At 36.0% G+C, this 25,814-nt stretch carries 32 protein-coding genes and 1 riboswitch; of the genes, 11 read left to right on the top strand and 21 right to left on the bottom strand.

Translation table 11 applies throughout. The features are described 5' to 3' along the window. Window position 1: 1 nt before the first annotated feature. Window positions 2–808: a cyclase family protein gene (locus BM361_RS13715; protein ID WP_139226722.1), complete on the bottom strand. Its 807-nt coding sequence runs from the start codon at window positions 806–808 to the stop codon at window positions 2–4. A gap of 49 nt (window positions 809–857) precedes the next feature. After that, entirely contained in the window at window positions 858–1,301 is a 444-nt protein-coding gene (locus tag BM361_RS13720) for a nucleoside deaminase (RefSeq protein WP_200909591.1), read from the bottom strand. A gap of 285 nt (window positions 1,302–1,586) precedes the next feature. Between BM361_RS13720 and BM361_RS13725 the strand changes: the two genes are divergently transcribed. Together BM361_RS13725 and BM361_RS13730 are read left to right on the top strand one after the other, a co-directional pair. Continuing rightward, window positions 1,587–1,850, top strand: a complete 264-nt coding sequence (locus tag BM361_RS13725) for a DUF4212 domain-containing protein (RefSeq protein WP_074979557.1) — start codon at window positions 1,587–1,589, stop codon at window positions 1,848–1,850. 5 nt (window positions 1,851–1,855) lie between these two features. Then, window positions 1,856–3,556, top strand: a complete 1,701-nt coding sequence (locus BM361_RS13730; RefSeq protein WP_074979559.1) for a sodium:solute symporter family protein — start codon at window positions 1,856–1,858, stop codon at window positions 3,554–3,556. A gap of 51 nt (window positions 3,557–3,607) precedes the next feature. Here the strand turns inward: BM361_RS13730 and BM361_RS13735 are convergent, their stop codons facing one another. The 4 genes from BM361_RS13735 to BM361_RS13750 form a co-directional block, all read right to left on the bottom strand. Continuing rightward, on the bottom strand, window positions 3,608–4,273 hold the full coding sequence (locus tag BM361_RS13735; protein ID WP_074979560.1) for a DinB family protein: 666 nt from the start codon (window positions 4,271–4,273) through the stop codon (window positions 3,608–3,610). Window positions 4,274–4,324: 51 nt separating this feature from the next. Then, entirely contained in the window at window positions 4,325–4,717 is a 393-nt protein-coding gene (locus tag BM361_RS13740) for an acyl-CoA thioesterase (protein ID WP_074979562.1), read from the bottom strand. Beyond that, window positions 4,695–5,189, bottom strand: a complete 495-nt coding sequence (locus tag BM361_RS13745) for a PAS domain-containing protein (protein ID WP_074979564.1) — start codon at window positions 5,187–5,189, stop codon at window positions 4,695–4,697. Before BM361_RS13745 ends, BM361_RS13740 begins: the two co-directional genes overlap by 23 nt. A 107-nt stretch (window positions 5,190–5,296) precedes the next feature. Then, window positions 5,297–5,475: riboswitch (cobalamin riboswitch) on the bottom strand. After that, a complete protein-coding gene (locus BM361_RS13750) occupies window positions 5,468–6,034 on the bottom strand; it encodes a 2'-5' RNA ligase family protein (RefSeq protein ID WP_074979565.1) in 567 nt (188 codons plus the stop codon). It overlaps the preceding riboswitch by 8 nt. 95 nt (window positions 6,035–6,129) lie before the next feature. Here BM361_RS13750 and BM361_RS13755 point away from each other — a divergent pair, with 95 nt between their 5' ends. Next, entirely contained in the window at window positions 6,130–6,864 is a 735-nt protein-coding gene (locus BM361_RS13755; protein WP_074979567.1) for a class I SAM-dependent methyltransferase, read from the top strand. Here the strand turns inward: BM361_RS13755 and BM361_RS13760 are convergent. The 4 genes from BM361_RS13760 to lysA form a co-directional block, all read right to left on the bottom strand. Continuing rightward, entirely contained in the window at window positions 6,859–7,443 is a 585-nt protein-coding gene (locus tag BM361_RS13760) for an NUDIX domain-containing protein (protein WP_074979569.1), read from the bottom strand. The genes BM361_RS13755 and BM361_RS13760 overlap by 6 nt on opposite strands. 9 nt (window positions 7,444–7,452) lie before the next feature. Further along, window positions 7,453–7,965 (bottom strand): SRPBCC family protein, encoded by a 513-nt coding sequence (locus BM361_RS13765; protein ID WP_175496587.1) that lies wholly within the window; start codon window positions 7,963–7,965, stop codon window positions 7,453–7,455. Between the two features lie 113 nt (window positions 7,966–8,078). Continuing rightward, window positions 8,079–8,606, bottom strand: coding sequence for a thioredoxin family protein (locus BM361_RS13770; protein ID WP_074979816.1), 528 nt, complete (start codon window positions 8,604–8,606; stop codon window positions 8,079–8,081). 237 nt (window positions 8,607–8,843) lie between these two features. Beyond that, entirely contained in the window at window positions 8,844–10,088 is a 1,245-nt protein-coding gene (gene lysA, locus BM361_RS13775; RefSeq protein WP_038261593.1) for a diaminopimelate decarboxylase, read from the bottom strand. A gap of 156 nt (window positions 10,089–10,244) precedes the next feature. Here lysA and BM361_RS13780 point away from each other — a divergent pair, with 156 nt between their 5' ends. Next, window positions 10,245–10,889: an LON peptidase substrate-binding domain-containing protein gene (locus tag BM361_RS13780; protein WP_074979573.1), complete on the top strand. Its 645-nt coding sequence runs from the start codon at window positions 10,245–10,247 to the stop codon at window positions 10,887–10,889. Here BM361_RS13780 and BM361_RS13785 read toward each other — a convergent pair. From BM361_RS13785 to recF, 3 genes are read right to left on the bottom strand one after another with little or no spacing between them, the layout of a single operon-like run. After that, complete coding sequence (locus BM361_RS13785; RefSeq protein ID WP_074979574.1) at window positions 10,886–11,179, bottom strand: DciA family protein; 294 nt, start codon at window positions 11,177–11,179, stop codon at window positions 10,886–10,888. The genes BM361_RS13780 and BM361_RS13785 overlap by 4 nt on opposite strands. Beyond that, window positions 11,179–11,598: a hypothetical protein gene (locus tag BM361_RS13790; protein WP_074979576.1), complete on the bottom strand. Its 420-nt coding sequence runs from the start codon at window positions 11,596–11,598 to the stop codon at window positions 11,179–11,181. Before BM361_RS13790 ends, BM361_RS13785 begins: the two co-directional genes overlap by 1 nt. Next, window positions 11,595–12,674, bottom strand: a complete 1,080-nt coding sequence (recF, locus tag BM361_RS13795; protein WP_074979578.1) for a DNA replication/repair protein RecF — start codon at window positions 12,672–12,674, stop codon at window positions 11,595–11,597. The genes BM361_RS13790 and recF overlap by 4 nt, the downstream gene beginning before the upstream one ends. A gap of 201 nt (window positions 12,675–12,875) precedes the next feature. Here recF and BM361_RS13800 point away from each other — a divergent pair, with 201 nt between their 5' ends. The 7 genes from BM361_RS13800 to BM361_RS13830 all read left to right on the top strand — a co-directional run bounded on the left by BM361_RS13800 (window position 12,876) and on the right by BM361_RS13830 (window position 19,086). Next, on the top strand, window positions 12,876–13,640 hold the full coding sequence (locus tag BM361_RS13800) for a tetratricopeptide repeat protein (protein WP_074979580.1): 765 nt from the start codon (window positions 12,876–12,878) through the stop codon (window positions 13,638–13,640). Continuing rightward, entirely contained in the window at window positions 13,640–14,122 is a 483-nt protein-coding gene (gene ribH, locus BM361_RS13805) for a 6,7-dimethyl-8-ribityllumazine synthase (protein WP_074979582.1), read from the top strand. Before BM361_RS13800 ends, ribH begins: the two co-directional genes overlap by 1 nt. Before the next feature lie 120 nt (window positions 14,123–14,242). Continuing rightward, window positions 14,243–14,536: a hypothetical protein gene (locus tag BM361_RS13810; RefSeq protein ID WP_038261614.1), complete on the top strand. Its 294-nt coding sequence runs from the start codon at window positions 14,243–14,245 to the stop codon at window positions 14,534–14,536. Next, window positions 14,536–16,386, top strand: coding sequence for a DNA mismatch repair endonuclease MutL (gene mutL, locus BM361_RS13815; protein ID WP_074979584.1), 1,851 nt, complete (start codon window positions 14,536–14,538; stop codon window positions 16,384–16,386). The genes BM361_RS13810 and mutL overlap by 1 nt, the downstream gene beginning before the upstream one ends. A gap of 3 nt (window positions 16,387–16,389) precedes the next feature. Beyond that, on the top strand, window positions 16,390–17,193 hold the full coding sequence (locus BM361_RS13820) for a rhomboid family intramembrane serine protease (protein ID WP_074979586.1): 804 nt from the start codon (window positions 16,390–16,392) through the stop codon (window positions 17,191–17,193). Beyond that, window positions 17,194–18,060 carry a rhomboid family protein gene (locus tag BM361_RS13825; RefSeq protein WP_038261620.1) on the top strand — a complete coding sequence of 289 codons (867 nt, stop codon included), beginning with the start codon at window positions 17,194–17,196 and terminating at the stop codon, window positions 18,058–18,060. Between the two features lie 3 nt (window positions 18,061–18,063). Beyond that, window positions 18,064–19,086: an endonuclease/exonuclease/phosphatase family protein gene (locus BM361_RS13830; RefSeq protein WP_074979588.1), complete on the top strand. Its 1,023-nt coding sequence runs from the start codon at window positions 18,064–18,066 to the stop codon at window positions 19,084–19,086. Here BM361_RS13830 and BM361_RS17165 read toward each other — a convergent pair. From BM361_RS17165 to BM361_RS13870, 8 genes are all read right to left on the bottom strand, one after another. Then, window positions 19,076–19,402: a DUF6122 family protein gene (locus tag BM361_RS17165; RefSeq protein WP_317039402.1), complete on the bottom strand. Its 327-nt coding sequence runs from the start codon at window positions 19,400–19,402 to the stop codon at window positions 19,076–19,078. The two genes, BM361_RS13830 and BM361_RS17165, sit on opposite strands and share 11 nt — an antisense overlap. Further along, on the bottom strand, window positions 19,403–20,023 hold the full coding sequence (locus BM361_RS13840) for a WbqC family protein (protein ID WP_074979590.1): 621 nt from the start codon (window positions 20,021–20,023) through the stop codon (window positions 19,403–19,405). A 15-nt stretch (window positions 20,024–20,038) separates the two neighbouring features. Beyond that, complete coding sequence (lepB, locus tag BM361_RS13845) at window positions 20,039–21,631, bottom strand: signal peptidase I (protein WP_074979592.1); 1,593 nt, start codon at window positions 21,629–21,631, stop codon at window positions 20,039–20,041. A 52-nt stretch (window positions 21,632–21,683) separates the two neighbouring features. After that, window positions 21,684–22,385, bottom strand: a complete 702-nt coding sequence (dapB, locus tag BM361_RS13850) for a 4-hydroxy-tetrahydrodipicolinate reductase (RefSeq protein ID WP_038261633.1) — start codon at window positions 22,383–22,385, stop codon at window positions 21,684–21,686. 4 nt (window positions 22,386–22,389) lie between these two features. Next, a complete protein-coding gene (locus BM361_RS13855; protein WP_074979594.1) occupies window positions 22,390–23,043 on the bottom strand; it encodes a DUF5683 domain-containing protein in 654 nt (217 codons plus the stop codon). After that, on the bottom strand, window positions 23,043–23,942 hold the full coding sequence (locus tag BM361_RS13860) for a ParB/RepB/Spo0J family partition protein (RefSeq protein ID WP_038261638.1): 900 nt from the start codon (window positions 23,940–23,942) through the stop codon (window positions 23,043–23,045). The genes BM361_RS13855 and BM361_RS13860 overlap by 1 nt, the downstream gene beginning before the upstream one ends. After that, window positions 23,942–24,715 carry a ParA family protein gene (locus BM361_RS13865; protein ID WP_038261642.1) on the bottom strand — a complete coding sequence of 258 codons (774 nt, stop codon included), beginning with the start codon at window positions 24,713–24,715 and terminating at the stop codon, window positions 23,942–23,944. Before BM361_RS13865 ends, BM361_RS13860 begins: the two co-directional genes overlap by 1 nt. Window positions 24,716–24,820: 105 nt before the next feature. Then, window positions 24,821–25,702: an SDR family oxidoreductase gene (locus tag BM361_RS13870; protein WP_038261645.1), complete on the bottom strand. Its 882-nt coding sequence runs from the start codon at window positions 25,700–25,702 to the stop codon at window positions 24,821–24,823. Window positions 25,703–25,814 lie beyond the last annotated feature (112 nt).

Genomic DNA, 25,814 nt, shown 5'->3' on the forward strand with positions numbered 1-25,814 from the left:
ACTAGTAATATGGTGCTTGTTCATCCAAAATGGCAATAATTCTCAACGGTCCACCGCTACCGCCTTCAATTTTAATGGGTAGTGCTATAATTTGAAATCCCCTATCCGGTAGTTGTTCAACATTAGCGACATTTTCAAAAACCGGAATATTTTTACTCATCAGAATAACATGGCTTTTAAAATCTTGTGATTGTCCATAATCAATACTTGGTGTATCTAAGCCAACGGCTTTTATATTACGTTCTGTAATAAGCCAGGAGGCAGCTTCTGGTGATAAGCCAGGGAAATGTAGCTCTTTAACTGCCTCTGGCCCTCTGTTTACGGTTCCTAAATATTTTTGTTTATCGGGATAAAAGGCTCCAAAACCCGTTTCAATAATTACTATAGATCCATTCGGAATTGGTTGATTATGCTGTTGTTCCCAATTTTTAAAGTCATCAATACTTACCTGATAATCTGGGTTGTTCTTTGTGTTGTGAACGACATTAACTTTAATGGCATTGCCGATTAGATTGAACAAGGGGATTTGGTCTACAGTTTGTCCGGTTTCATAAAAATGTCTTGGAGCATCGATATGGGTTCCGCCATGTTCTGCAGTAGAGAAATTATTAGCAGCATAATAAAACCCTTTGTCAGTTTGTCCTTGTGCAACCACTTGTAGTTCAAACTCTTTTGCGGTAACCCAGTATATTGATTTGTTAGAAAATGAATAAGTGAGGTCAATGATTTTTTGATTTTGAAGTTCATTCAAAAACACTGTGCCTTCGGAGTTGTTTTTTTGAGTTGTCTCGCTTTTACAGCAGGTCATGCTGGCTGAGATTAATAAAATTATGATGCTGAAGTATTTCATAATTGAATTATTTTTCTCCGATATCTTCTTTCCAGAGTTTCGGGTTATCTTCGATATAATCTTTCATTATTTTTACACAACGCTCATCGTTAAAGACATAAAGTTTCACACCGTTTTTTTTTAGCAGTTCTTCGGCACCCAAAAATGAAATATTTTCACCAATAATTACTTCGGGAATTTTATACAATAAAACTGCCCCACTGCACATGTGACATGGGGAAAGCGTGGTATATAGTTTAGATCTTTTGTACTCCTCAGGAGATAATCTGCCAGCATTTTCCAAACAGTCTATTTCCGCGTGTAAAGTCGGGCTTCCTTTTTGGATACGTTGATTGTGACCTCGACCTATTATTTGTTCATCTAATACTAGTACAGCTCCTATAGGGATTCCTCCTTCCTGAGCACTTTTTTGAGCCTGTTTAATAGCTTCTTCCATAAATTTATCAATCATGATGGAGATCTTTTAGAAAGTGACTATAAGATACATGATATTAGTGAATTAACCAATCGGTTTTAGGTGCTTCGTCAATAAATTTTTCATGATTTGAGGGGGGAATGATTGTGTTTCAAAAAAGGGGGCGCTTAATTTTGTCAATTGCTGTAGTTGTTGATTTTTATGTGCTATTGCATCTTGTGGTTTTTTTGGTGTAATTTGATAAAAACACAAGGATCAACCATATTTTTTGAATATTGTTTTTTATTATTGTTAAATGGTTAATCAAAAATTAAATTAAAGATGGTTAGGGATAATGAACTTTTAAAAAAATATTGGAGGCATAATTTAAAGTACCTATTTATTCTTTTGACACTATGGTTTATGGTCTCTTATGGGTTTGGTATTTTATTAGTTGATGAACTTAATAGCCTCCGTCTTTGGGGGTTTAAGTTAGGTTTTTGGTTTGCCCAACAAGGCTCAATTTATGTATTTGTGATATTGATAGCTGTATATGTCTATCTAATGAATAAGCTTGACAAAAAATACGAACTTAACGAAGACTGATTTTTATGAATGTTCAAACCTGGACCTACTTATTAGTTGCTATTACATTTGCGATCTATATTGGTATTGCTATATGGAGTAGAGCTGGATCTACTAAGGAATTTTATGTTGCCGGAGGTGGCGTATCACCGTTAGCAAATGGAATGGCCACAGCAGCTGACTGGATGTCTGCAGCTTCCTTTATTTCGATGGCCGGCTTGATTTCTTTTGCTGGATATGACGGTTCTGTATATTTGATGGGGTGGACCGGAGGTTATGTTTTACTGGCCTTGTTATTGGCTCCTTATTTAAGAAAATTCGGGAAGTTTACGGTGCCTGATTTTATTGGTGATCGCTACTACTCGAATATTGCACGACTGGTAGCTGTTATATCTGCTTTGTTTGTGTCCTTCACTTATGTGGCCGGGCAAATGCGAGGTGTTGGGGTTGTATTTTCAAGGTTTTTAGAGGTTGATGTAAATACGGGAGTGTTTATTGGGATGGCTATTGTCCTTTTCTACGCAGTATTGGGAGGAATGAAAGGAATAACCTATACCCAGGTTGCTCAATATTGCGTTTTGATATTTGCTTTCATGGTTCCTGCATTTTTTCTGTCTATTCAGATGACCGGTAATCCAATACCTCAGTTTGGTTTCGGTGACGTTGGAGCTGACGGATCTTTTTTATTGGATAAGTTGGATGGTTTGCATCGGGAGTTGGGGTTTCATGAATATACAAGTGGCAGTAAGTCTACTACGGATGTGTTTTTTATAACAGCGGCGTTAATGCTTGGTACGGCGGGCCTTCCTCATGTTATTGTCCGGTTTTTTACTGTTCCAAGAGTAAGGGATGCTCGTAAGTCTGCACTTTATGCCTTGATATTTATAGGGATTCTTTATACTACAGCTCCTGCGATAGCGGTATTTGCAAGGACTAATTTGATAGAAACGGTGAGTGAGCAACCTTATGAGGGAATGCCCGGGTGGTTTAAAAAGTGGGAGTTAACGGGTTTGTTGGAGTTTAGTGATAAAAATAATGATGGTAAAATTCAATATTTGGCAGATCCGGAGGCTAATGAATTGTATATTGACAGGGATATTATTGTTTTAGCAAACCCTGAAATATCGAAGTTACCAAATTGGGTAATAGCTCTGGTGGCTGCCGGGGGATTGGCTGCAGCGCTATCTACTGCTGCGGGTTTATTACTGGTTATTTCATCTTCTGTTTCTCACGATTTATTAAAGAAGATGGTTATGCCTGATATTTCTGAGAAAACAGAACTGTGGGCAGCGCGGGGATCAGCGTTGGTGGCGGTTTGTGTTGCCGGGTATTTTGGAATTCATCCTCCTGGATTTGTAGCCTCTGTTGTGGCTTTAGCTTTTGGCCTAGCAGCAGCTTCCTTCTTTCCGGCCATTGTGCTCGGTATATTTTCAAAACGAATGAATAAAGAGGGAGCCATTGCAGGAATGGTTTTGGGGCTCCTTGTGACTTGTTTTTATATAGCCAAATTCAGGTTAAAATGGATCGGTGATCCGGCGACTTCGGGAGCGGATTACTGGTGGTTTGGGATTTCACCAGAGGGATTTGGTACTGTGGGTATGTTACTCAATTTTATTGTTGCCATCATTGTTTCCAGAGTGACCAAAAGGCCACCAGATGAAATCGGAGAGATAGTTGAAAGCATCAGATATCCAAAAGGGGCCTCTAAATCGATTTCGAATCATTAAATTTACAGGTTTAAGATGTATAAGTCCTGATCTTTTGGTTAGGTGTCGATACTATTTGGATTGCGATGGAAGTCGGCTTTTTACCCATTTTATCTGTCCGTTGTGGTTAGATTCATGTTCGCATACGTGAAACCATTTGCAGTAATTATTGGTAGGACCCCATGGCCAATCATCATCGACGGTTAATAGCCAATCATCATCTTTTTTTGCCAGTTCTAAAAGTGAGTTTTCTCTAACCTTGTTTAATTTGTCTAAATAGTAACCAAGTTCATGGCCTTTTATAGTTTTTCTTGCTTCTTCTCCCAACCCCGAAGCAACGGACCATTCTTTAATATCTTCTTTTGACCAGTTTCCCCATTTCTTCCCTTCAAATGTGTGTATCTGATAAAATCGTTCGGTAGCTGCTAAATGGAGTAACATAGCTCCGATACTATTTGAATTTTCATCATAGATATAATCAAGATCTTCTATGCTCATCCCTTGTACCGGCATCAAAATTACATGACGCATCCAGTTGAGCATGGAATCGAGGGTTCCGACTTGAGGTGAGAAGCCTGTTTTCGGACCTATGATGTTAAGATCATTATTGAAGGTGTTAATGCTCGAGTTGGCAAAGCTGTTTACCGGGAAGGTTATTGCCGACCCTGCGGTTATTGCAAATATTGAAGATTGTTTGATGAACCGCCTTCTGTTCAGGAAATTTTTGTCTTGATTCATATCTGTTAAATTTAGTGTGATTTGAATTCAAGATACGGAAATGTATGGTTGTTATAGAATATTGGTTGGTTTTTTATTTTCATCAATAGCTACAAAGGTAAATTCACCAGAAACAGATTTTTCTCTTTTCTCTGAATACATTTCTTCCGTGAAAATATCAACTCTTACTTTTAGACTAGTATTACCAACTGAGCTTACTTTTCCGATAAGTTCTACAATCGTTCCGGCTGGTATAGGTTTTTTAAAATCAATTCGGTCGCTACTTACAGTAACCATGCGTTGTCTGCTAAATCGAGTAGCAGTAATAAATGCTGTTTCGTCCATAAGCTGCATAGCTGTGCCACCAAAAAGAGTATCGTAATGGTTGGTTGTATTGGGGAAAACAGCTTTGAAAATTCTTGTTTCAGATGTGACTTTTCTATTATCTATTATATTGGGTTTCATTTTCTAGCGCTATAAAATGTGTGGTTCTGTTTTGGTTGTTTTTTAGTGGAATAACATTAATTTGGCAATGGTATGCTTCTCCATTTTTTCTGTAGTTAGTAAGTTTTGCAGAAAACGGAACTTGTTCTCTTAACATTCTTCTAATAAAGTTTAGAGTGGTAGGGCAGGTGTCTTTACCTTGAAGGAATTTAGGTTTTCTTCCTATGGTGTTTTTTATAGAATACCCGGTCATCTGTTTAAAGCCTTTACTTATCCATTTTATATCCTGCTTTGTGTCAGTGAGTACTAATGCATCGTAATGGACTTGATCTACTATTGAATGGACATCGGTTTTCCAACGGTTTAATTTCTTCAAACAGGAAAGTACTTCGAGATCGTTTTGTTTATTGATCAGGTTTGTTTGGTCTTTCATAAATGATCCATAAATATCCCAACATACCAAGGGAGCTCCTGATGACTTTAAAGTTTTCATCACCTTTAATGTTTTTTATGTGCAGCAGGAATCAAAGCAATAACACTAAATTATAGTGTACAGGAAGGTTTAAAACACAGACCTGGCTTTAAAACGCGAAAGCACTTAGGTTTTTATTTGTAAAGGCAAGTCTCCTGGCTTATAACTTTTTTAAGGTCTTCCCATTATTAAAATAACAGTGACATCTTCATAAAAAATGGTTATTTACAGTTGCGCGTCAGCTTGTGATTTTCACACAATTCCTTTTTAATTAGCTTCAAGCTAAACCTTAATTTAAATCAAAAATAAGATTTTATATCTGATTTAAAAGGGAATGATTTGAATATATCCCAGTTCTTTCCATTGTGTTTGAGCAGGCAAAGCGAATCTATTCTAAATGTGATAGCAAAATCTTTTGCTTTATAGGTGGTCCAAATCGCATTAAAAACTTCAGGTGTAAGGTCTCTGTGGGCAATGGTAACATGGGGATGAAATGGGCCGGAGGTTTCTTTTTCAGTAAAGCTTAAAGAAGCAATTAGCGTATTTTTTAAAACATTGTGCAGGGTAATAAGCGGTTGGTGATCTTCAACGCTAATGAAGATTACCCGATTGGAAAAGTGATTAAAGCCGTTAAGGCTCACATTAAAGCTAAGTCTCTTTGCAGCAAATGCCTTAAGGGTATTTATCATTAAATTTTCATCAGTGCTGCTTCTTCGAAAGGGCATCTGAAGTGTGATATGCGCCGGTGATTTCAGTGCATGTTGAATTCCATATCGACACTTCAATTCTTCTTTGATTGATTTTACCTGATTTGCTTCATTCTCAGGGGGGACAACAGCTATATAATAGAGGGACTGTTCTTGCATGCTTCTGTTGCTTAGGAAGTTATTTTGTAATACTACATACGTTTATTTCTGACATTAAGATATAAATTCTATTAAAGAGCATGTATCTTTATGAGATGAATTCTCAGATTTTTTCGAAACAAAGTGATTTATATGCTAAATACAGACCCAGGTATCCGGATACCTTATACGAATTTCTAATGCGTTATGTTTCGGACAATATGCGTGCTTGTGATTGTGGTACCGGAACTGGAATTTTTGCCGAAAAACTTACAGAATATTTCCAAAGGGTTTATGCCATTGATGTAAGTGTTAAACAATTGAGTAATGCTGTTCAGAGAGATAATCTTTGCTACAGTCTATCTCCGGCAGAAACAATTCCTTTCAATGATGCCTTTTTTGATTTGGTTACTGTGGCACAGGCTTTACATTGGTTTGACACGGAGTTATTTTTTAAAGAGGTTAAAAGGGTGTTAAGGCCTAATGGGTTGATCGCGGTGATATGGTATGGTAGGGTGAAAGTTGAAGACAATGAGGCAAGAAAGCAGATAGATCGATTTTATGAATTAATGTTTTCGAACTTCTTTTCCTCAAACAGAAAGCTTTTAGATCATGGCTACAGGGATATTGATTTTCCTTTTAACGAAATTGTATGCCCGGAGTTTAAATCGGTTTACACCTGGAGTTTGGATGATTTAAGGGGGTATTTTTATTCTTGGTCGGCTGTGCAGCGTTATATTGATAATTGCCATAAGGATCCGACTGAGGAGATTATAGCTTCTTTAGCTTCTTTTTGGCAGAAAAAGGAAAAGGTTTCTTTTCCGATGTATATGCGTTTAGGGAGGTTATAAGAGGTTGTTGTAGGCTTTCGCATAAAGCAATAGCATCATAGTTTTGGCATCTTTAATTTCTCCGGAGTGTAGCATATCCAGTGCTTTTTGAAAAGAGATTTCAAGTACTTCGATGTCTTCGTGCTCATCTTGTTTTCCACCTCCTTCATTAACCTTCATGTCGGATGTGTAATATGCTATGAAAAAATGAAGTATCTCAGTTACCGCTCCGGGAGAGGTGTAAGATTCGAAAAGTTTTTTTACTTTTTTGACACGAAATCCTGTTTCTTCTTCAATTTCTCTTTTTATACAATCTGAAGGATCGTCTTCATCCAACACGCCTGCCGGAGCTTCGATCATCATGCCATCGGAATTTTCATTGAGGTAGGTTGGCATTCTAAATTGTTTAGTAAGTATGATGTTTTTTGTTCCTTTGTTGTAAAGAAGAACTACCGCTCCATTACCACGGTCATAAACCTCTCGGCTTTGGGATTGAGTTATGCCGTCTTTTGTTTTATATTGAAAATGTACTTTTTTTAGGGTATACCAATCGTTAGAAAGAATTTGTACACTACTGATCTTAACATTGGGATTGCTCATAGCGATTACTTACATATTAACAAATTCATAACCTGCTAAATCTTTATTGCGGAGATCAATTTCGGTTTCATTTAAATGAATTCCATATTCAAGAAAGGCTTTTAGATTTGCCAACCAAAATGTCCATCCATTACTGCATCCGTAATGAATTTTAAGTTTATTATCCTCATCTAAAGGGATCTTAGATTTGGTGAGGGAGAGTAAAGTGGCACCATCAATCTTTTTAAGCGTTACCTCTACTTCGCATTCACCAGCAAAGGAAAAAACAATTTTGTCAATTCCATTCGCTTCTATGATATGGCCATTCTCTTCTCCATCCCAATTATGCCATTTCCAAGTGTAATTATCGCCTGCCTCCACAAACTCATATGGTTTTAGTTTGTTTCCATTTCTGGAGTAAATAGCAGTGTGCAGAAACCATGCTGTAATGCCTTCTTCTGTGGCCCAGCACCAGTAAAGCTTTTTGAGGTTTGCTTTTATGTAAATCCGTTTTGTGAATTGATCGAAAGAAAGTTTTTTCATGATCATTTTTTTATGTTCTTCTATCAATTGGGGAAGAACTTAAAGATACGGATTTTTATGCAGGAAAAACAAAGGGACCTGTTTAAAAAAGTTACATTAAGTTCGTTAGCGCATTATTTAAATTCCTTCTGATATTCGTCCCATGTTTTATCCAAATAGATATTATCGCCAAAGAATTTAGCAATCATTAAAAACTCTTTTGGTTTTTTATAGCCCGGTACCGGTGATAGCATTTTCTGATTTTCATCCAGAAAGACCACTGTGGGATAGCTTAGTCTTCCTTGTAGCAGGGAAGCGGCTAATTCATGATAGCCTCTTTTTCCTGAAGAAACATATTTAAAAGTGTTGCCTTTATATTCAATATCCTCTTTTCCTTCACCATCTAATTTAACCATATAGAAATTATCATTCATATAACTGGCTACTTCGGAATGATTAAAGGTGTCTTTATCCATTTTTTTACACCATCCACACCAATCGGTGTAAACATCAATAAATATTTTTTTAGGATTTTTATCGGTCTCAGATTTTTTGATAGCTTCTTCCCAGCTCATCCATTCAATCTCAGTAGCATTGTTTTTAAATGAAGAAGTTGAGAGTGCAATGAAGCAGGTTAGAAAAGCTGTAAGTATAAATTTCATTTTCATTTATATAGTTTTTTCAATATGGGGTGAAGAGATTAATTGTTTCTTCACATTTGAGTGATTTTTAGATTTATAAAAAGAATACAGATTTTAATCACAGCAGATGATAGTTTTTCAAAAGCAATGATAAGCTGTATTTTTTCAAAGATAATAAAAACCTTTAGGAGTTTCAGTCATAAAAAAAGCGCCAAACTTACATTTGGCGCTTTGGGTTTATTTGGAAACTAATTAAAATTAAGGTTTAATCAATTCTTTATCGGTTTCTGAAGGTGTGTTAAAATTAACCTCTACCTGATTGCGAATTAAATCATCAAAAGTTTCACGTTTTCTTATCAAATGTGCTTCATTCTTATACCAAAGTACTTCGGCTGGCCTGAATCTGGAATTGTAATTACTAGACATTGTAAAACAATAAGCTCCGGCATTTTTAAAACATAGTATATCCCCTTCAGATATTTCATTAATCCTTCTGTTATTGGCAAAGGTATCTGTTTCACAAATGTATCCCACAACAGAATAGAATCGCGCTTTACCATCCGGGTTTGAGATGTTCTGAATGTCGTGCTGGGCGTTGTATAGCATTGGACGAATTAAATGATTAAATCCGGTGTCAATACCAGCAAAGACGGTAGAGGTAGTTTGCTTCACAACATTTACTGATGCTAAAAAATGTCCTGCCTCACTTACCAGAAATTTACCTGGTTCAAAAGCGAGTGTCAGGTCTTTACCATATTCTTTACAAAAGTCGTTGAATCTTTTGCTAAGTTTCTTACCGAGCTCTTCAACGTTGGTTTCAATATCACCTTCTTTATAAGGCACTTTAAATCCGCTACCAAAATCTATAAATTCTAAATCTTTAAAATTTCTTGCAGTTTCAAACAGTATTTCAGAGGCATATAAAAATACTTCGATATCAAGAATATCGCTACCAGTATGCATGTGAATACCATTAACCTTCATGTTGGTGTTTTCTACAATCCTCAAGAGGTGCGGTATTTGATGGATGCTTATGCCGAATTTTGAATCGATATGACCTACAGATATATTACTATTTCCCCCAGCCATTACATGCGGGTTAATACGGATACATACAGGGACATTTGGATGTTTGGTGCCAAATTGCTCCAATATGGATAGGTTATCGATGTTTATTTGTGCTCCTAATGCAGCGACTTGTTCAATTTCTTCCAGAGAAACCCCGTTTGGAGTGTAAATGATATCCTCCGGTTTAAATCCTGCGAGTAGCCCTAAGCGAACTTCTTGAATAGAAACGGTATCTAAACCGCTTCCCAGGCTGTTCATAAACTTAAGGATTGATATATTATTTAATGCCTTCGCAGCATAGTTTAATTTGAGATGTTTTACTTTTTTAAAAGCAGAAGTAAGCCTCTCATATTGAGAAGCGATTTTTTCGGCGTCATAGACATACACCGGACTCCCATATTCTTTTGCAATGTTTAATAAATCCTGCGATCTCATACTTCTGATTAGTTTTATTCAAAGTACAAAAGTATTTACAGATTGAGTTATTACAAATAAAACTGAAAAAAAATATAAAAATACAACAAGTTGTTATAAAACAAACATCGATCAATTGTAGCTTTTATTTTTTTTGTAAATTTAAGAAAAAGCATCATGCAAACTACCATTCCATTTTTTCCTTTAGAAGTTGTTGTTTTTCCCGGGGAACGATTGTTACTTCATGTTTTTGAAGATCGTTACAAGCAGCTCATTGATGATTGTAAGGTTACAGGGAAGGCATTTGGGATACCTATTTTCTATAAAAAGAATTTGAAACTTGGTACGGAGGTTACTTTAGAGGAGGTCGTAAAGGAATACGATAATGGTGAGATGGATATTATATGTAATGCACATCGAATTTTTGAATTAAAAAGTTTTGAAAATCCATTACCCGGAAAAATGTATTCTGGTGGGCTTGTGGAGTTTCGGGAGATAGACAGGGAAGCTAAACGCGAGGAGAAGGAAAATGTTGTAGTATTGATTAATGAGCTATACAAGAATTTAGGTGTTTTAATGGATCCTATAGATACAGATAGTTTTAATAGCTTTTTATATGCTCATAAAATAGGGTTGAGTCTTGCCCAGGAATATCAATTACTTCAAATTAAAACCGAACGACAACGTTTGCACTTTTTGCGTTCGCACTTAAAGATGGTTATACCGGTGGTGACCCAGTTGAATCTTACAAAAGAGCGTATTCAGATGAATGGGCATTTTAAGAATTTTAACGAATTGGACTTTAAGGATTTTAAGCTTTAGCGCAAAACAATTTTGTCTACAATATCTTTGCCTAATTCTTCATTAATCATATTGATTATTTTTTCTTTCCCATAGCTTAATTCCTCTCGTAGAACCGAAGATGATAGGGTTACGTATAGAACGGAACCTTTTAGTTGGACGTTGGATGTGTAGTTATTTACTCCCGGTCCCATTAGGTTTACCCAGGCGTCTTCTACATTATGTTTGTCGAGTCCTTTTTCAAGTTTGCTGTTTTCAACAAAGCTTTTAAGTGCGTCAGCTAATGAAATATGTTCGTTACGTCGGGCCATTAATTCAGGGTAAGTTTTTTGTATCTTTTATAAAAGTACTTTAATTTTTCTTTGTTAATCACTATCAGTTGATCTTTATTTACTTTCAATACTTCTTCTTTCCATTCAGCAAAAGGAGTATTGTATATTAGATAAAGGTGTTTATTTTGGATTGATACGCGAAAATCTTCATGATCATTATTCGATGAGAAAGAACCGTCAATTTTGGGTGCTAGTTTTTTACGAATCCCGGAGGTGTCAGTTTTTAACTCTATAAAATCGACAAATTTGTTAATATCGTAGGTCTTAGTTTCTCCAGACGGGAATTCAACTTTGTGGATTTCCCAATAGCCGTTTAGGCTATTTATTTGTTCTTTAACCGGAGTGGTACAATTAGTAAAAAGAAAAATGAAAGCTATTAGATACAGAAATGATCTCATAGTTTAAAAATTTTATAGGTTTGATGGGTTTCTTTAACTACAGCCTCTGTTCGGTCTGCATGGGTATCACTTATAAATATCTGACCGAAATCATCGTTATCCACAAGTTTTATTATCTGACCAACTCGTTCTTCATCCAACTTATCGAATATGTCATCAAGTAGTAGGATAGGGGTTACTTTAGCTTGTTCTTTTAGAAAATCGAATTGTGCAAGTTTGAGTGCTACAAGAAATGATTTCTGTTGGCCTTGGCTTCCGAACTTTTTGATGGGGAATCCTTCTATTTCAAAGTTTAAATCATCTTTGTGTGTGCCAACAGTTGTATATTGCAGTGCACGATCTTTTTGAAGGTTTGATTCAAAAAGCTCTTTCAGTGGTTTATCGTAAAGTTGGCTTTGGTAATTAAGGTTAACAGCCTCGGATCTTCCTGATATGGCAGCATGACGGGCTTTAAAAATCGGAATAAAACTCTTAAGAAATTCTTTCCTGGTATTGAAAATTTCGGTTCCTAAAGTGTGAAGTTGTTCGTTATAAATGCTTAAGGTTTCGTTGTCAAATGTGTTGTTTGCTGCGAAATATTTCAGTAAGGAATTTCGTTGTGCTAAAACCTTATTATAGTTGATGAGGTTGGTGAGGTAGGTTTTGTTGCTTTGAGAAATCACGCTGTCGATAAACTTTCTTCGTGTTTCACTACCTTCGATAATAAGATCGCGATCAGCAGGAGATATTATAACTAATGGTAAAAAGCCTATGTGATCGGAAATTTTATCGTAAATTTTACTGTTTCTTTTGATAACTTTTTTTTGCCCTTTTTTGTAGCTACAAATAACTTTTTCTGCTCGATCATCTTTTTCGAAGTCACCGTCTATAACAAGAAAATCCTCACCGTGTTTAATGTTTTGGGTAGCAATAGGGTTAAAGTAACTTTTGCCAAAAGAGAGGTGGTATATAGCGTCTAAAACATTTGTTTTCCCGATACCGTTATTACCAACAAAACAATTGATCTTTCTGTCAAATTCAAAAGACTGACTCGCGAAGTTTTTGTAGTTAATGAGAGAAAGTTTTCTTAAATGCATTTATAAAGATTCACTTGTTTGTCGGATCAGAACTTGCAAATATGCTATAAATTATTCGAAAAATATCAAATAAAATCGCTTTTACATTTCAATAAATATTATATTTTTGCCGCACATCGCTTAATGCGTAAAGTTATAATAAAGATCATAAATGCAGGTTGATTAAATTCAGCTGTGTTATTTAGAAGAAAAATAATAATTATGGCAACTTATAAAAGAAGAGGATACAAGCCTAAAAACAAAGAGGAAGAAGCTCAACTAGAAGAAATGGAAAGCACAACTGCGGAAGTTTTTAATACGTTAGATGAGGGAGCTTCTAAAACTGAAGAATGGGTTGCGAGAAACCAGAAGTATATTTTTGGAAGTATCGTTGGGCTAGTTATTATAGCTTTAGGAGTTTTAGGTTATCAGCAATTTATACATGCTCCGAAAGAAACGGAAGCTTCAAATGAGATGTTTTTTGCACAACAATATTTTGATGAGGCCGTAAATGCTATAGACAAGGATTCTTTGTTTAATATTGCATTGAATGGAGCAAATGGTAAGTACGGGCTTTTGGATATTATAGATAAATATAAGGGTACAAAGGCAGCTAACTTGGCAGAATACAGTTCGGGAATGGCTTATCTGAACATGAATAAATATGAGGAAGCTATAGCTCATTTACAGAACTTTAAATCTGACGATCCTATTTTGGGTGCATTAGCAAAAGGAGGAATTGGTGATGCTTTTGTTCAATTGAATCAAACAGAGGATGCCTTGGGATATTATGAAAAAGCAATTGCACATAATGCTAATGATTTTACCACTCCGCGTTTTTTATTCAAGGCCGGAACTTTAGCCTTGAGTAGCGGAGACCATAAGACTGCTTTAAAATACTTCAAAAGAATCAAGGAGGAATATCCTAATTCTGAAGAAGGTAGGACTATAGATATTTTCATAGGTAAGGTAGAAAGTGTAAAATAATGGCTACTGAAAATAAAAATTTATCACATTACGATAAAGCAACAATCCCAAGCGCGAAGGAATTTCGGTTTGGGATTGTTGTTTCTGAATGGAACGAACAAATTACAGATGCTTTGTATCAAGGGGCGAAAGAGGCGTTGATTGATTGTGGAGCATTGGAGTCTAATATTATGAAGTGGGATGTTCCTGGTAGTTTTGAGCTTACCTTCGGAGCAAAAAAAATGATAGAAACCCAGGCCTTAGATGCTGTAATTGCTATTGGGAGTGTTATACAAGGAGAGACGAAACATTTTGATTTTGTTTGTAGTGCTACTGCCAATGGTATCAAGGATTTAAATGTTCGTTATGATGTTCCCGTTATTTTCTGTGTTTTAACAGATAACACCCTTCAGCAGGCAATAGACAGAAGTGGGGGTAAACATGGGAATAAAGGAACGGAAGCAGCTATAGCAGCTGTTAAAATGGCTGCTTTAGGAAATTAATTACCTGATTAAACTTCTCATAGTCAGCATCGCTTTTATTTGTTAACAATTTTTAGCAGATATAACGGGGTATTCTATTTCATTTTAAGTATTTTTGAGAATAGTATAAGTAGATAGACGATGAGGCTTCCAACTCTTTTTAAACAACAAGGTAATAAATCATATTCTTACACTCCTCGATATTACGATGAGCGCAAAGAGCGTTTGGAAAAATTAAAGGAGAAACATTCAAAAAAATCGGATAGAGAATATTTTGAGGGTTACAGAAGGAAAAGCTTTCGTGAAGACTGGAAAGCAAACCGAAGAGTGAAATCAAATAACAATTCAAGAGTTCGATTTGTAGTAATTCTTATATTGTTACTGATGTTCGCCTATGTGGCCTTAAAGAATATTAACCTCGATACCTTGTTTTAATGGCAGATGTTATTAAACTTTTACCTGATCATGTTGCTAATCAAATTGCTGCAGGTGAGGTGGTTCAGCGACCAGCTTCGGTTGTAAAGGAGTTGCTGGAAAATGCCATAGATGCTTCAGCTACTGAAATTAAATTAATCGTTAAGGATGCCGGAAAAACGCTTATTCAAGTTATTGATAATGGTGTTGGAATGAGTGCAACGGATGCACGGCTTTCATTTGAGCGACATGCTACTTCTAAAATTGCTTCTGCAGAAGATTTATTTCAATTACAAACCAAGGGCTTTAGGGGTGAGGCTTTAGCCTCCATTGCTGCCATAGCTCATGTGGATATGAATACGAAACGTTTGGATGAAGAGGTAGGAACTTGTATTCATATTGAGGGTGGTAAAGTTGTTTCTCAAGAGGTTAATGTAATGCCAAAAGGCACTTCTATAGCCGTTAAAAATTTATTTTTTAATATTCCTGCAAGACGGAACTTTCTTAAATCGAATAATGTTGAGTTAAGGCATATTATAGATGAGTTTCATCGTGTTGCTTTGACCCACCCGGATATACATTTCGAATTGTATAATAACGGAGGTGAAATATTTAATTTGCCAGGTACGAATATCAGACAACGAATCGTACATATTTTTGGTAATAAGACTAATGAAAAACTCGTTCCGGTTGAAGAGGATACGGAAGTTGTTAAACTTTCAGGATTTGTTTTCAAACCCGAGTTTGCCAAGAAAACAAGAGGAGAGCAATTTTTCTTTGTGAATAATCGTTTTATTAAGAGCTCATATTTAAATCATGCTATTTCTTCAGCCTTCGAGGGGTTAGTTAAAGATCAGGTTCATCCAAGTTATTTTTTATATCTAGTTATTGATCCTTCATCTATCGATATTAATATTCATCCGACCAAAACAGAAATAAAATTTGATGATGAGCATGCTATATACGCTATCATGCGATCGGCGGTGAAGCATAGTTTAGGACAATTTAACGTTGCGCCGATCCTGGATTTCGAAAGAGATCCTAATCTTGACACTCCGTATGATTTTGAGGGTAAGAAAGCAGATATGCCGACTATTGAGGTGGATGCTAACTTTAATCCGTTTGAGGAGGAATTTAATGGAGGTTCAAACCATAAACCTTCATCATTTAAAAAAGAGAAAAGTAGTGATTGGGAAAGTTTATATGTAGGACTTGACGAGGGTTCTGGTCAAGATGATTTTTCTTCTATTGAATTGGAGTCAGAGGTAGTAACCGGATCACTTTTTGATGAAACCAATGAAGAGGAAAGTTCGGCGGTTACATTTCAATTACAGCGGAAATATATTGTTACTTCTATAAAATCAGGAATGGTTGTTATAGATCAATCGAAGGCGCACCAGCGGGTTTTATACGAACAATTTTTGAAAGATATAACCGTTAAAGAAGCTGTTAGTCAGCAATTGTTATTTCCGTTGAATCTAAAGTTTTCTAAGTCGGAAATTGGATTGTTGAAGGAGTTAAAAGAAAGTCTGGAGAATACTGGTTTTATGTTTTCTAACTTTGAAGAGGATTCAGTAGAAGTAGGGGGAATTCCTATGAATGTTTCAGAGAGCGAAGTTGGAGGTGTTTTGGATCAATTATTGGCTGATTTCAAAGAAGAGGTGCCAGAAAATGGGTTTTCTCAAACAGACTTATTGGCTAAAACCTTGAGTAAGACTTTGGCTGTACGAACAGGAGATGTTTTAAATAAGGCTTCTCAAGAAGCATTAGTTCATAATTTATTTGCCTGTAAGGAGCCTAACTTATCTCCTTTTAACAGGCCGACCTTTGTAACAATGACAGCAAACGATCTCGATAAAAAATTTATGTAATACATGGGAAGAATTTCAGAAACTGTAAAACATCTAATAATTATTAATGCCCTTTTCTGGGTGGCTACCATAGTACTCAGAAAATCTGGAATAGATCTCGATGCAATATTAGCGTTACATTTTCCATTAAATGATACGTTTAAACCCTGGCAAGTTATAACGCATATGTTTATGCATGCAACCTTTACCGCTAATGGAGGTATTATTTTTGCGCATATTTTGTTCAATATGTTTGGTTTATGGATGTTTGGTACCCCGCTGGAGCAAATGTGGGGTAGGAATAAATTTCTCTTTTTTTACATTTTTGCGGGTGTAGGTTCTGCAATCGTGTATACGGCCTTTAATTTTTATCAATTTTTTCAAGCTTCGGAGATTATGCACGGACTTGGATTTAGCAACGATCAGATAAAGGCTTTACTAAGTTTGCCTCACGACCAAGTGGTATCTACTTTGAATTCGGGAGTATATGACGGGTTGAGGCTGGATCGTATACAAGAAATTTACGATGAAGGATATTTTGCCTTTAATTCTGTGGCTGTTGGTGCGTCAGGGGCCCTTTATGGGATTCTTGTAGCATTCGCAATGATGTTTCCAAACGCCGAATTAATGTTAATTTTCCTCCCAATTCCTATTAAAGCTAAATATTTTGTTCCTATCTTAATACTAGGAGATTTATTCTTTGGTTTCACACAGTATTCCATAGGTCCAATTGCTCATTTTGCGCATGTTGGGGGTGCTTTGTTTGGCTTTATAATGATGTGGTACTGGAAGCGAAATCAGTTTAATAAAAACAGATGGGATAAATAGATGAGTATAACAAAAGACATACAGTACAAGTTTAAGACCTTATCGATTGCTGAGAAGTTGATAGCCATCAATGTTGCTATTTTTATACTTAATGCTTTGTTTGTTTTTTTAATGCAGCAACGACAGGATGTAATTGTTCAGTGGTTTCAGTTGCCAAAAAGTTTTTCTGACTTTATTCTTCAGCCTTGGTCTATTGTTTCGTATGCCTTCTTTCATGCTGGTTTTATGCATATTTTTTGGAATATGATTCTGTTGTATTTTACCGGTAGAATTTTTCTCAATTTGTTTAAACCTCGAATGTTTTTAAATGTATATTTCCTAGGGGCTATTACAGGAGGTTTATTGTTTTTATTGAGTTATAATTTGTTTCCTGCTTTTTCGGGCATTAATACTGCTCTAATAGGCGCTTCTGCTGCAGTGATGGCAGTATTGATATTTATTTGTACCTATATGCCTTATCAAGAGGTAAGAGTGATTTTTTTCAATATTAAACTATGGCATTTAGGTGCTTTTTTCGTTTTACTGGATTTGATACAAATTCCGATGGGTAATGCCGGAGGTCATATAGCTCATCTGGGTGGGGCCTTATTAGGATTTGTGTATGCTAAAAAGTTGGGCGAGGGTAAGGATATAGGTAGTGGATTTGAAAAAGGAGTGGATTCGATGGTAAATTTCTTCAAAAGATCTAAAAAGTCTCCTTTAAAAACGGTTCATAAGAATAAATCAGCTGCCCAAAATAAATCAACTATAAGTAAGAATGAGTATCAACGAAAGATAGATGAAATTCTAGATAAGATTAGCAAGAGTGGCTATGATAGTTTAACCAAGGAAGAAAAAGACTTTCTGTTCCGTGCGGGAAAAGAGTAGTGTATGAAAAAGCTGAACTGGATTAATAGGTTTATTTTCCTTATAAATTCTCTTTTTGCGGCATTGTTGTTGCTTTCATATGCCTTGCCTTATGTGTTTCCAAAAAGCTTTCCTACACTATCTGTCTTTAGTTTGTCTGTTCCAATTTTCATTACAGTAAATATTGTTTTTGTTTGCTATTGGGTTTTACAGTTTAAAAGGCAATTCTTACTGTCTTTAATAATTCTGTTAATGGGGTATGGACATCTCAAGGCATTTTACAGATTTTCAGGAAATGAAGAAAGTTCTGTTAGTGAGGGGGTACTCAAAGTAATGAGTTTTAATGTAAGGTTGTTTAATTTGTATGAGTGGATTCCTGGTGATGATGTGGATCAGGATATTATCAACTTTGTAAATAGTGAGGCTCCGGATGTGATTTGCTTTCAGGATTTTCACAAGGATAAAGAAGAGGTTTTTGTGAATTACCCATACAAGTATACAGTTTATAAACACCGAAAAAACAAAAATGGAAATGCTGTCTTTTCCAAATATCCAATAATAAACAAGGGTGTGCTCGATTTTCCGGGGAATGGGAATAACGGTATGTATGTTGATTTGAGGAAAGGTAATGATACCATTCGTGTTTACAATCTTCATTTGGAATCGCATCGAATCAATCCTGATGAGGAAGCACTTACAAAAAAAAATTCAGAACGCTTATTCAAACGTATTGGTAATACATTTGCCATGCAACAAACACAGGCCGAAATGGTGGCGGAGCATAAAAAACTCTGTCATTATAAGAAAATAATTTGTGGCGATTTTAATAATACTTCTTCTTCAAATATTTTTAAACTTATTCGAGGAGACATGAAAGATACTTTTGAAGAGCAGGGTAAAGGTTTAGGAAGGACCTTTGTATTTAAGTTTTTTCCACTTCGAATAGATTTTATTTTGGTAGATGATACGATTGAGGTTTTATCGCATAAAAATTATGATCAGAAGCTTTCTGATCACTATCCTATAAAAAGCACAATTAGATTATAGTTTTTGAAAGTATGCAATCTGTAGTATCTGCCAGGATGTGTAAAAGTAATGCAATTCCATAAATCCTTGATTTATTGTTAAAAAGGAGCAGGGTATAGATGAATATAAATGGATAGGAGTGTAACAGGTGAAAATTTATGCTGCAGCGGTTGGGGTCAAATATAGGATTTGCCCATACGTGATCAATATCTATAATAATTGCACTTATTAGGATTACTAAACTCTTTTTCCAATTTGATCTATAAAAAATAAATGCAATCAGAATCGGTACTAAAAAGTGAATTCCATAATGAATAATAAAACGAATAGCTTCCAATTAAAGAGAAGGTTGTGATTCTAAATAACTTATGGCATTAGGACCTTCATTGAACAGTAAATCAATAATGCTAAGGTTTTCTATGAAGCCATGTTTATCGCCGAATACTTGAATGTAATTGTCGAAATTAAAAATAGGTTCCTTTTTCGATTCAACCAGGGACCTTAAATCTATAATATTGTTTTCAGGGTTAATTTGAAAGGTATCAGTTTTCTGAATTTCTATTTCAAATTGAAGGCATTCGGATATCAGTTCAATAGTCTCGAAATTTAAATCCATTAAGAACCGATGCTTTTTTTGAAAGATCGGAGCAATCTCGTCTTCATAAAATTCAAAGTATGGTGAGGTGCGATAGGCTGTTTCTATCGACTTCCAGTGTTGCTTCTTCCAACTGAAACCATTATCTATCTGAACATCTTTATATTTTCGTCTTCCCGTACCTTTAGCATGTTTTATAGGTATGCTTAATAGCTGCTTTCCGTTTGGGCTGTATATGAAGGTTCGATTCCTATAGGTTTGCTTTTGGTAATTGTCTTCAACCTCAAATATAATTTCCTTATTTGCAATGGTTACAAAATGGGAAATTGACGGGAAGTATGTTGGGTGCAATAATGCTTTCACGACTATTTTATAGTGTTATGCTTTTTTCTTTTTTCTTTTTCTGATCTCAGCAAAGATTAAATAACCTACGAGCAGTATTACGAAATATTTAAAATAAGAAACCGGCTTGCCATCACCATTAACGGTAGTAAAGAGACGTTCCCATCGAATTTTATCAAGACCTGAAGCATTGCTGTCCCAGCTCATCCATACAAAAACAGGTTTTCCTACTATATGGTCTTCGGGTACGTATCCCCAAAAGCGGCTATCTTCCGAACGATGACGGTTGTCTCCCATCATCCAGTAATAGTCTTGATTAAATGTGTATTGAGTGGTTGTCTTACCATTTATGAGGATTTGATTTCCAGAGACTTTTAATTCGTTCCCCTCATATTCTTCAATGATTTTATTATAGAGTGGTAAGGTCTCCAGAGAAATATCAATGGTTTGTCCTTTTTTAGGGATATAGATTGGGCCGAATTGGTCTTGATTCCAAGCGAACTGTGGAGCGCCTGGAAAGACACCTTGATTCGTTTCTGGTTTTGGTTCTACATACCGTTGAATACTCTCTATATTGGGATTGTTTTTTAATTGTTCGGCTGCATCTTCTGTTAAGGCTGTAAAAGCATAAATGCCATTTTGTTGGGGAAAGATAGGGTCGGTAACACCGTAGCGTTCGTACATGTATTGCGGGTTGATGTTACTTCCTTGCTTTACCTTAGCAAAATATGTGAATTGAGGTTTTGCTCTTTCCGGAAGAACTGTTCTCTCTCCATTTATGTATATGTATCCGTCTTTGATTTCCAAGGAATCACCTGGAATACCAACACACCTTTTTACGTAATTTGATTTTTTATCAATTGGTTTACGTATTTTTTTGTTGGTGTGTTTGAAAAATTGTTCAACTGTATCTGCCGGCCAATTGAAAACGACAATTTCGTTTCGCTTTACATCCTGAAATCCCGGAAGTCTGAAATACGGTAATTGTAATTTATTAAGTAAAGAGTTTTTTGCTTTGTTAGCATCATTTTCATGAACATAAGATTTAATACCAAGTTTTGGTATGGTATCGTGCACCATAGGTAATGAAACCGTAGTCATTGGTGTTCTGGCACCATAGTGAAATTTGCTTACAAAAAGAAAGTCACCTACCAATAGTGTTTTTTCGAGAGAAGACGTAGGGATAACATAAGGCTGAATGAAATAGGTATGTACCAGTGTTGCAGCGACCACTGCGAATAAAATCGAACTTACCCATTCTCCAGTTGCTGTTCTTGGTTTTAAACTTCTATCTTCAATGTAATTTACATCTGTGGCATAATTTATATAAAAAATGTAAAGTCCTAAAGTCAATACTACAAGCCAAGTATCAGCTTTGTTGTGTCTGCCGAAACTTCGAATTGTTTCTACCCATACCACTGGAAACATTATTAAGTTAATAATGGGGATGAATAATAAAATAACCCACCATTTAGGCCTGTTGATTATTTTCATTAAGATTACCGCATTATATATTGGGATAATAGCTTCCCAGGCTTGTCTTCCCGCTTTAACATATAATTTCCAGGTACCCGCAAAGTGAATTACTTGTAAAATCAGAAAAAATATAAACCATTGTGTCATTGTCATGATATAGGTGTTTATTGTTCTTAGTGTACTTTAAAGGTGTTTTGTTACGGAGTTAACCAATATTTAACACGTCTTTCATACTGAATACCCCATGTTTTCCGATAATCCATTCAGCGGCAATTACGGCACCAAGGGCAAATCCTTCTCTGTTATGAGCTGTATGAGTAATGTCGATGGAATCAACTTCACTTTGATATGATACTGTATGAGTGCCAGGTACATTCACTATTCTTTTAGCGACTATAGGTACTTCGTTTGCATCAGCTTTGTCCAGCTTCCATCCTGAAAGCGAAGTATTGTTGATAATGCCTTCCGCTAGGGTGATCGCAGTACCACTTGGGGCATCTAGTTTCTGTGTATGGTGAATTTCTTCCATACTCACATTATACTGAGAAAGGTTTTTCATTAGTTTGGCCAAATATTCATTAAGTTGAAAGAATACATTGACACCCAGACTAAAGTTAGAAGCGTAAATAAAAGCTCCATTGTTTGCGGAGCATATATCGACAGCTTCTTTATACTGATCTAACCAGCCTGTTGTTCCAGAAATGACTGGTACGTTATTTTTAAAGCAATTCGTAATATTATTGAAAGCTGAGGTAGGAATGCTAAAGTCTATAGCCACATCAGCAAGAGCGATATCGTATTCTTTGTCATTTGCATCTACTTTCAGGACAATTTCATGTCCTCGCGATAGTGCAATTTGCTCTATCATTTTTCCCATTTTTCCGTATCCTAGTAATGCAATTTTCATTTGTTTAAAATTTGAATGTGAGGGTTAAACCGTAATTTTTGTTAAAATTGATTTCGTTAATCTCCATGTATGGCTTTAAGGTAAGGTCGTCGCTCATGTTGTATTGTTTTAGATGGGCGTCGACATTAGCATCGATAATATTCAGGGCATAAAGACCTATTGTTATTAAAAGGGAAAGGTCTTTGTTTTTTTGATAAAATTCCTGAGCATCTCTTAGTGCATCTTCACTAAGGTCTGGGGTGTTTTTTGGGTTGCCGTCGGCATCTGTTCCCCAGAATTCATCGGTATTAAAGCCGGCAAGTCTACTTTTATATGCATCTCGGTAACGGTCATACTGTTTGGTGTTTTCAAGATAAAAATAGACGCCTGTTCCTATGGCTCCATATACAATAGGAATCTTCCAGTAACGTTTATTATATGCCTGACCTAATCCTGGAAGTACAGCGGAGTAAAATGCAGCTCTACTCGGAGATAAAGGATCAAGTTTGTAATTAGCATCTTTAATGCTATCCCGACGTTGCCTTCGAAGTTCTCGTTTACTGAATGTTTTTTGTACAGAATCTATAGAAACACGAAGTGTATCCGTTTTTTTCTCTTGTGCTGAGATCGTGTTAAAGAGGCACAAGAGAAATGTTAAAAAAAATAGCTGCTTTAGCACTACTCAAATAATTTTTTAAGGCGTAAAAAATCTTCTTTAGAGTGGAATGGAATGATTAATTTTCCTTTACCACTCTTTGCTACTTTAACGTCTATTTTGGTAGAAAAGTATTCTGTTAGATCTTCAAGGCTATCTGAAATATATTCTGGAACCTTTTCGGACTCTGATGATTTACTCTTTTTTGATGTGTCTTTATTTTGGTATGCACGAACCAGTTCTTCAGTTTGTCTTACGGACAAGGAGTCGCCAAGTATTCGCTCGTAAATTTCTAGCTGAAGTGATTTATTTTCGATATTAATTATAGCCCTACCATGTCCCATGGACAGGAAACCATCCCGAATACCGGTTTGGATGATAGGATCAAGCTTTAACAAGCGTAAGTAATTGGTGATGGTAGAACGTTTTTTACCAACTCTTTCACTCATTTGTTCCTGAGTAAGGTTAATCTCATCGATCAATCGCTGATAAGATAAAGCAATTTCAATAGCATCTAAATCCTGGCGTTGGATATTTTCTACCAATGCCATTTCTAAAGATTCCTGATCGTTTGCTATTCTAATATAAGCAGGTACTGTTTTCAGCCCGGCTAATTTAGAAGCTCTTAAACGACGTTCACCTGAGACCAATTGATACTTGTTGAAGTCTATTTTTCGAACCGTGATAGGTTGGATAACTCCTAATTCTCTTATTGAGGTTGAAAGTTCTGTTAAGGTTTCTTCGTTAAAATTTGTTCTTGGCTGAAACGGGTTAAGCTCAATACTTTCAACGTCCAATTCAACAATATTACCAACTACTTTGTCCGCATTTTTATCCTCAGCTGATTGAATATCATTTTCAGGATCTTTTAATAATGCTGACAATCCTCTTCCTAATGCTTGTTTTTTCGTTGCTTTTGCCATTAAACAGTCTCCTTATTCTTTTTTATAATTTCATGCGCCAAATTTAGGTAATTTGAAGCACCTTTACTTGTTGCATCGTAATTAATAATGGTTTCTCCAAAACTTGGAGCTTCACTCAGGCGCACATTTCTTTGAATAATGGTATCGAAAACCATATCGCTAAAATGTTTTTGCACCTCTTCCACCACCTGATTTGACAGACGTAATCTGGAATCATACATGGTAAGGAGTAAGCCTTCAATATCAAGATTTTGATTGTGAAGTTTTTGGACACTCTTAATAGTGTTTAAAAGTTTACCAAGTCCTTCCAAAGCGAAATACTCACATTGTATAGGGATAATTACAGAATCAGCACAGGTAAGTGCATTTAAGGTTAAGAGGCCTAAAGAAGGGGCACAGTCAATAAGAATATAATCGTAATTGTCTTTAACGCTTTCGATAGCATTTTTGAGCATGTACTCACGTTTGTCTTTATCGACTAACTCAATTTCTATGGCCACCAAGTCTATATGTGCCGGAATAAGATCTACATTCGGAGAATTTGTTTTAACAATAGTCTCTTCTGCAGAATGCGTATGTTCCAAAAGTTGATAAGAACCTTTTTCAATAGTTTCCACATCAAGACCTAATCCTGAAGTAGCATTGGCTTGGGGATCGGCGTCAATTAAAAGAACTTTCTTTTCAAGAACGCCCAATGCAGCGGCTAGATTAACGGAGGTTGTGGTTTTACCTACTCCTCCTTTTTGATTTGCTATAGCAATAATTTTGCCCATGGATATCTTCATTTATAGCAGTAAAAATACAACTATTTGTGGGTTTTGAAAATGTATTTTATTAACACTTCAATTTCGGATACGTTAATTTACAGAAAAACTATATTATTTATTCTTTTTAGCTTTAATCATTGCCTCCAGCATATCCCACATCTGATCAGGGACTGCTTCAAGCAGGTTGAACTGACCAGCTCCTTTTAACCATTCGCCTCCATCTATTGTAATCACTTCTCCATTAATATATGCTGAAAAATCTGAAACCAGATAGGCTGCCAGATTGGCTAATTCCTGATGATCACCTACTCGTTTTAGGGGTACTTTTTTGGCGAGATCAAATTTTTCTTTTAGATCACCGGGAAGCAGTCTGTCCCAAGCTCCTTTTGTTGGGAATGGACCCGGAGCTATAGCATTGGATCGAATTCCGTACTTAGCCCATTCTACAGCTAAGCTTCTTGTCATGGCTAAAACACCGGCTTTGGCAGTAGCTGATGGAACTACATATGCAGAACCGGTCCAAGCGTAGGTGGTTACAATATTCAGGATGTTGGTGTTTTCTTGTTTAGTGTCAATCCAGTGTTTACCAAAGGCCAAGGTGCAGTTTTTAGATCCTTTAAGAACAATATCTATAATGGTGTCGAATGCATTTGCCGACAATCTTTCGGTAGGCGAAATAAAGTTTCCGGCAGCATTGTTTAGAAGAACGTCTATTTTACCAAATTCTTCTACGGCTTTTTTCCGCATGGCTTCCACCTGATCGTAATGTCTTACATCACATTGCAGAGGGAGGCACGTTCCTCCTGTTTCTGCTTCAAGTTCTTTTGCAGTATCTCTAAGTTTTTCAATATTTCTTGAAGTAATGGCGACATGAGCTCCAAGTTCTAAGAAATATTTAGACATGGCTTTACCCAATCCGCTTCCGCCACCGGTTACCACAATACTTTTATCTTTGAGTGCTCCATCGCGAAGCATTTTATTTTTAAAATTCATTTTTGATAGTTTTTATAGAGTTAAATGTATGAAATTATTTCCGTTTGTTGGGGTGGGGTAACTGCTATATGCCGTCTGAAAAAATATTGTTGTTGTTTTTGTGATAAATGAT

This window comes from Zhouia amylolytica, from assembly GCF_900116365.1.
Classification (GTDB): Bacteria; Bacteroidota; Bacteroidia; order Flavobacteriales; family Flavobacteriaceae; genus Zhouia; species Zhouia amylolytica.

What these genes read in the sequence shown, in the direction of transcription:
- BM361_RS13770 (WP_074979816.1), bottom strand. Translation starts at nt 8,606, where the DNA reads ATGAAATTTATACTTACAGCTTTTCTAACCTGCTTCATTGCACTCTCA.
- BM361_RS13765 (WP_175496587.1), bottom strand. Translation starts at nt 7,965, where the DNA reads ATGAAAAAACTTTCTTTCGATCAATTCACAAAACGGATTTACATAAAA.
- dapB (WP_038261633.1), bottom strand. Translation starts at nt 22,385, where the DNA reads ATGAAAATTGCATTACTAGGATACGGAAAAATGGGAAAAATGATAGAG.
- recF (WP_074979578.1), bottom strand. Translation starts at nt 12,674, where the DNA reads ATGCATTTAAGAAAACTTTCTCTCATTAACTACAAAAACTTCGCGAGT.
- BM361_RS13825 (WP_038261620.1), top strand. Translation starts at nt 17,194, where the DNA reads ATGAGTATAACAAAAGACATACAGTACAAGTTTAAGACCTTATCGATT.
- BM361_RS13720 (WP_200909591.1), bottom strand. Translation starts at nt 1,301, where the DNA reads ATGATTGATAAATTTATGGAAGAAGCTATTAAACAGGCTCAAAAAAGT.
- BM361_RS13750 (WP_074979565.1), bottom strand. Translation starts at nt 6,034, where the DNA reads ATGCAAGAACAGTCCCTCTATTATATAGCTGTTGTCCCCCCTGAGAAT.
- BM361_RS13780 (WP_074979573.1), top strand. Translation starts at nt 10,245, where the DNA reads ATGCAAACTACCATTCCATTTTTTCCTTTAGAAGTTGTTGTTTTTCCC.
- BM361_RS13790 (WP_074979576.1), bottom strand. Translation starts at nt 11,598, where the DNA reads ATGAGATCATTTCTGTATCTAATAGCTTTCATTTTTCTTTTTACTAAT.
- BM361_RS13745 (WP_074979564.1), bottom strand. Translation starts at nt 5,189, where the DNA reads ATGAAAACTTTAAAGTCATCAGGAGCTCCCTTGGTATGTTGGGATATT.
- BM361_RS13800 (WP_074979580.1), top strand. Translation starts at nt 12,876, where the DNA reads ATGGCAACTTATAAAAGAAGAGGATACAAGCCTAAAAACAAAGAGGAA.
- mutL (WP_074979584.1), top strand. Translation starts at nt 14,536, where the DNA reads ATGGCAGATGTTATTAAACTTTTACCTGATCATGTTGCTAATCAAATT.
- BM361_RS13865 (WP_038261642.1), bottom strand. Translation starts at nt 24,715, where the DNA reads ATGGGCAAAATTATTGCTATAGCAAATCAAAAAGGAGGAGTAGGTAAA.
- BM361_RS13785 (WP_074979574.1), bottom strand. Translation starts at nt 11,179, where the DNA reads ATGGCCCGACGTAACGAACATATTTCATTAGCTGACGCACTTAAAAGC.
- lysA (WP_038261593.1), bottom strand. Translation starts at nt 10,088, where the DNA reads ATGAGATCGCAGGATTTATTAAACATTGCAAAAGAATATGGGAGTCCG.
- BM361_RS13730 (WP_074979559.1), top strand. Translation starts at nt 1,856, where the DNA reads ATGAATGTTCAAACCTGGACCTACTTATTAGTTGCTATTACATTTGCG.
- BM361_RS13735 (WP_074979560.1), bottom strand. Translation starts at nt 4,273, where the DNA reads ATGAATCAAGACAAAAATTTCCTGAACAGAAGGCGGTTCATCAAACAA.
- lepB (WP_074979592.1), bottom strand. Translation starts at nt 21,631, where the DNA reads ATGACAATGACACAATGGTTTATATTTTTTCTGATTTTACAAGTAATT.
- BM361_RS13820 (WP_074979586.1), top strand. Translation starts at nt 16,390, where the DNA reads ATGGGAAGAATTTCAGAAACTGTAAAACATCTAATAATTATTAATGCC.
- BM361_RS13830 (WP_074979588.1), top strand. Translation starts at nt 18,064, where the DNA reads ATGAAAAAGCTGAACTGGATTAATAGGTTTATTTTCCTTATAAATTCT.
- BM361_RS13870 (WP_038261645.1), bottom strand. Translation starts at nt 25,702, where the DNA reads ATGAATTTTAAAAATAAAATGCTTCGCGATGGAGCACTCAAAGATAAA.
- ribH (WP_074979582.1), top strand. Translation starts at nt 13,640, where the DNA reads ATGGCTACTGAAAATAAAAATTTATCACATTACGATAAAGCAACAATC.
- BM361_RS13715 (WP_139226722.1), bottom strand. Translation starts at nt 808, where the DNA reads ATGACCTGCTGTAAAAGCGAGACAACTCAAAAAAACAACTCCGAAGGC.
- BM361_RS13725 (WP_074979557.1), top strand. Translation starts at nt 1,587, where the DNA reads ATGGTTAGGGATAATGAACTTTTAAAAAAATATTGGAGGCATAATTTA.
- BM361_RS13810 (WP_038261614.1), top strand. Translation starts at nt 14,243, where the DNA reads ATGAGGCTTCCAACTCTTTTTAAACAACAAGGTAATAAATCATATTCT.
- BM361_RS13860 (WP_038261638.1), bottom strand. Translation starts at nt 23,942, where the DNA reads ATGGCAAAAGCAACGAAAAAACAAGCATTAGGAAGAGGATTGTCAGCA.
- BM361_RS13760 (WP_074979569.1), bottom strand. Translation starts at nt 7,443, where the DNA reads ATGAGCAATCCCAATGTTAAGATCAGTAGTGTACAAATTCTTTCTAAC.
- BM361_RS13755 (WP_074979567.1), top strand. Translation starts at nt 6,130, where the DNA reads ATGAATTCTCAGATTTTTTCGAAACAAAGTGATTTATATGCTAAATAC.
- BM361_RS13740 (WP_074979562.1), bottom strand. Translation starts at nt 4,717, where the DNA reads ATGAAACCCAATATAATAGATAATAGAAAAGTCACATCTGAAACAAGA.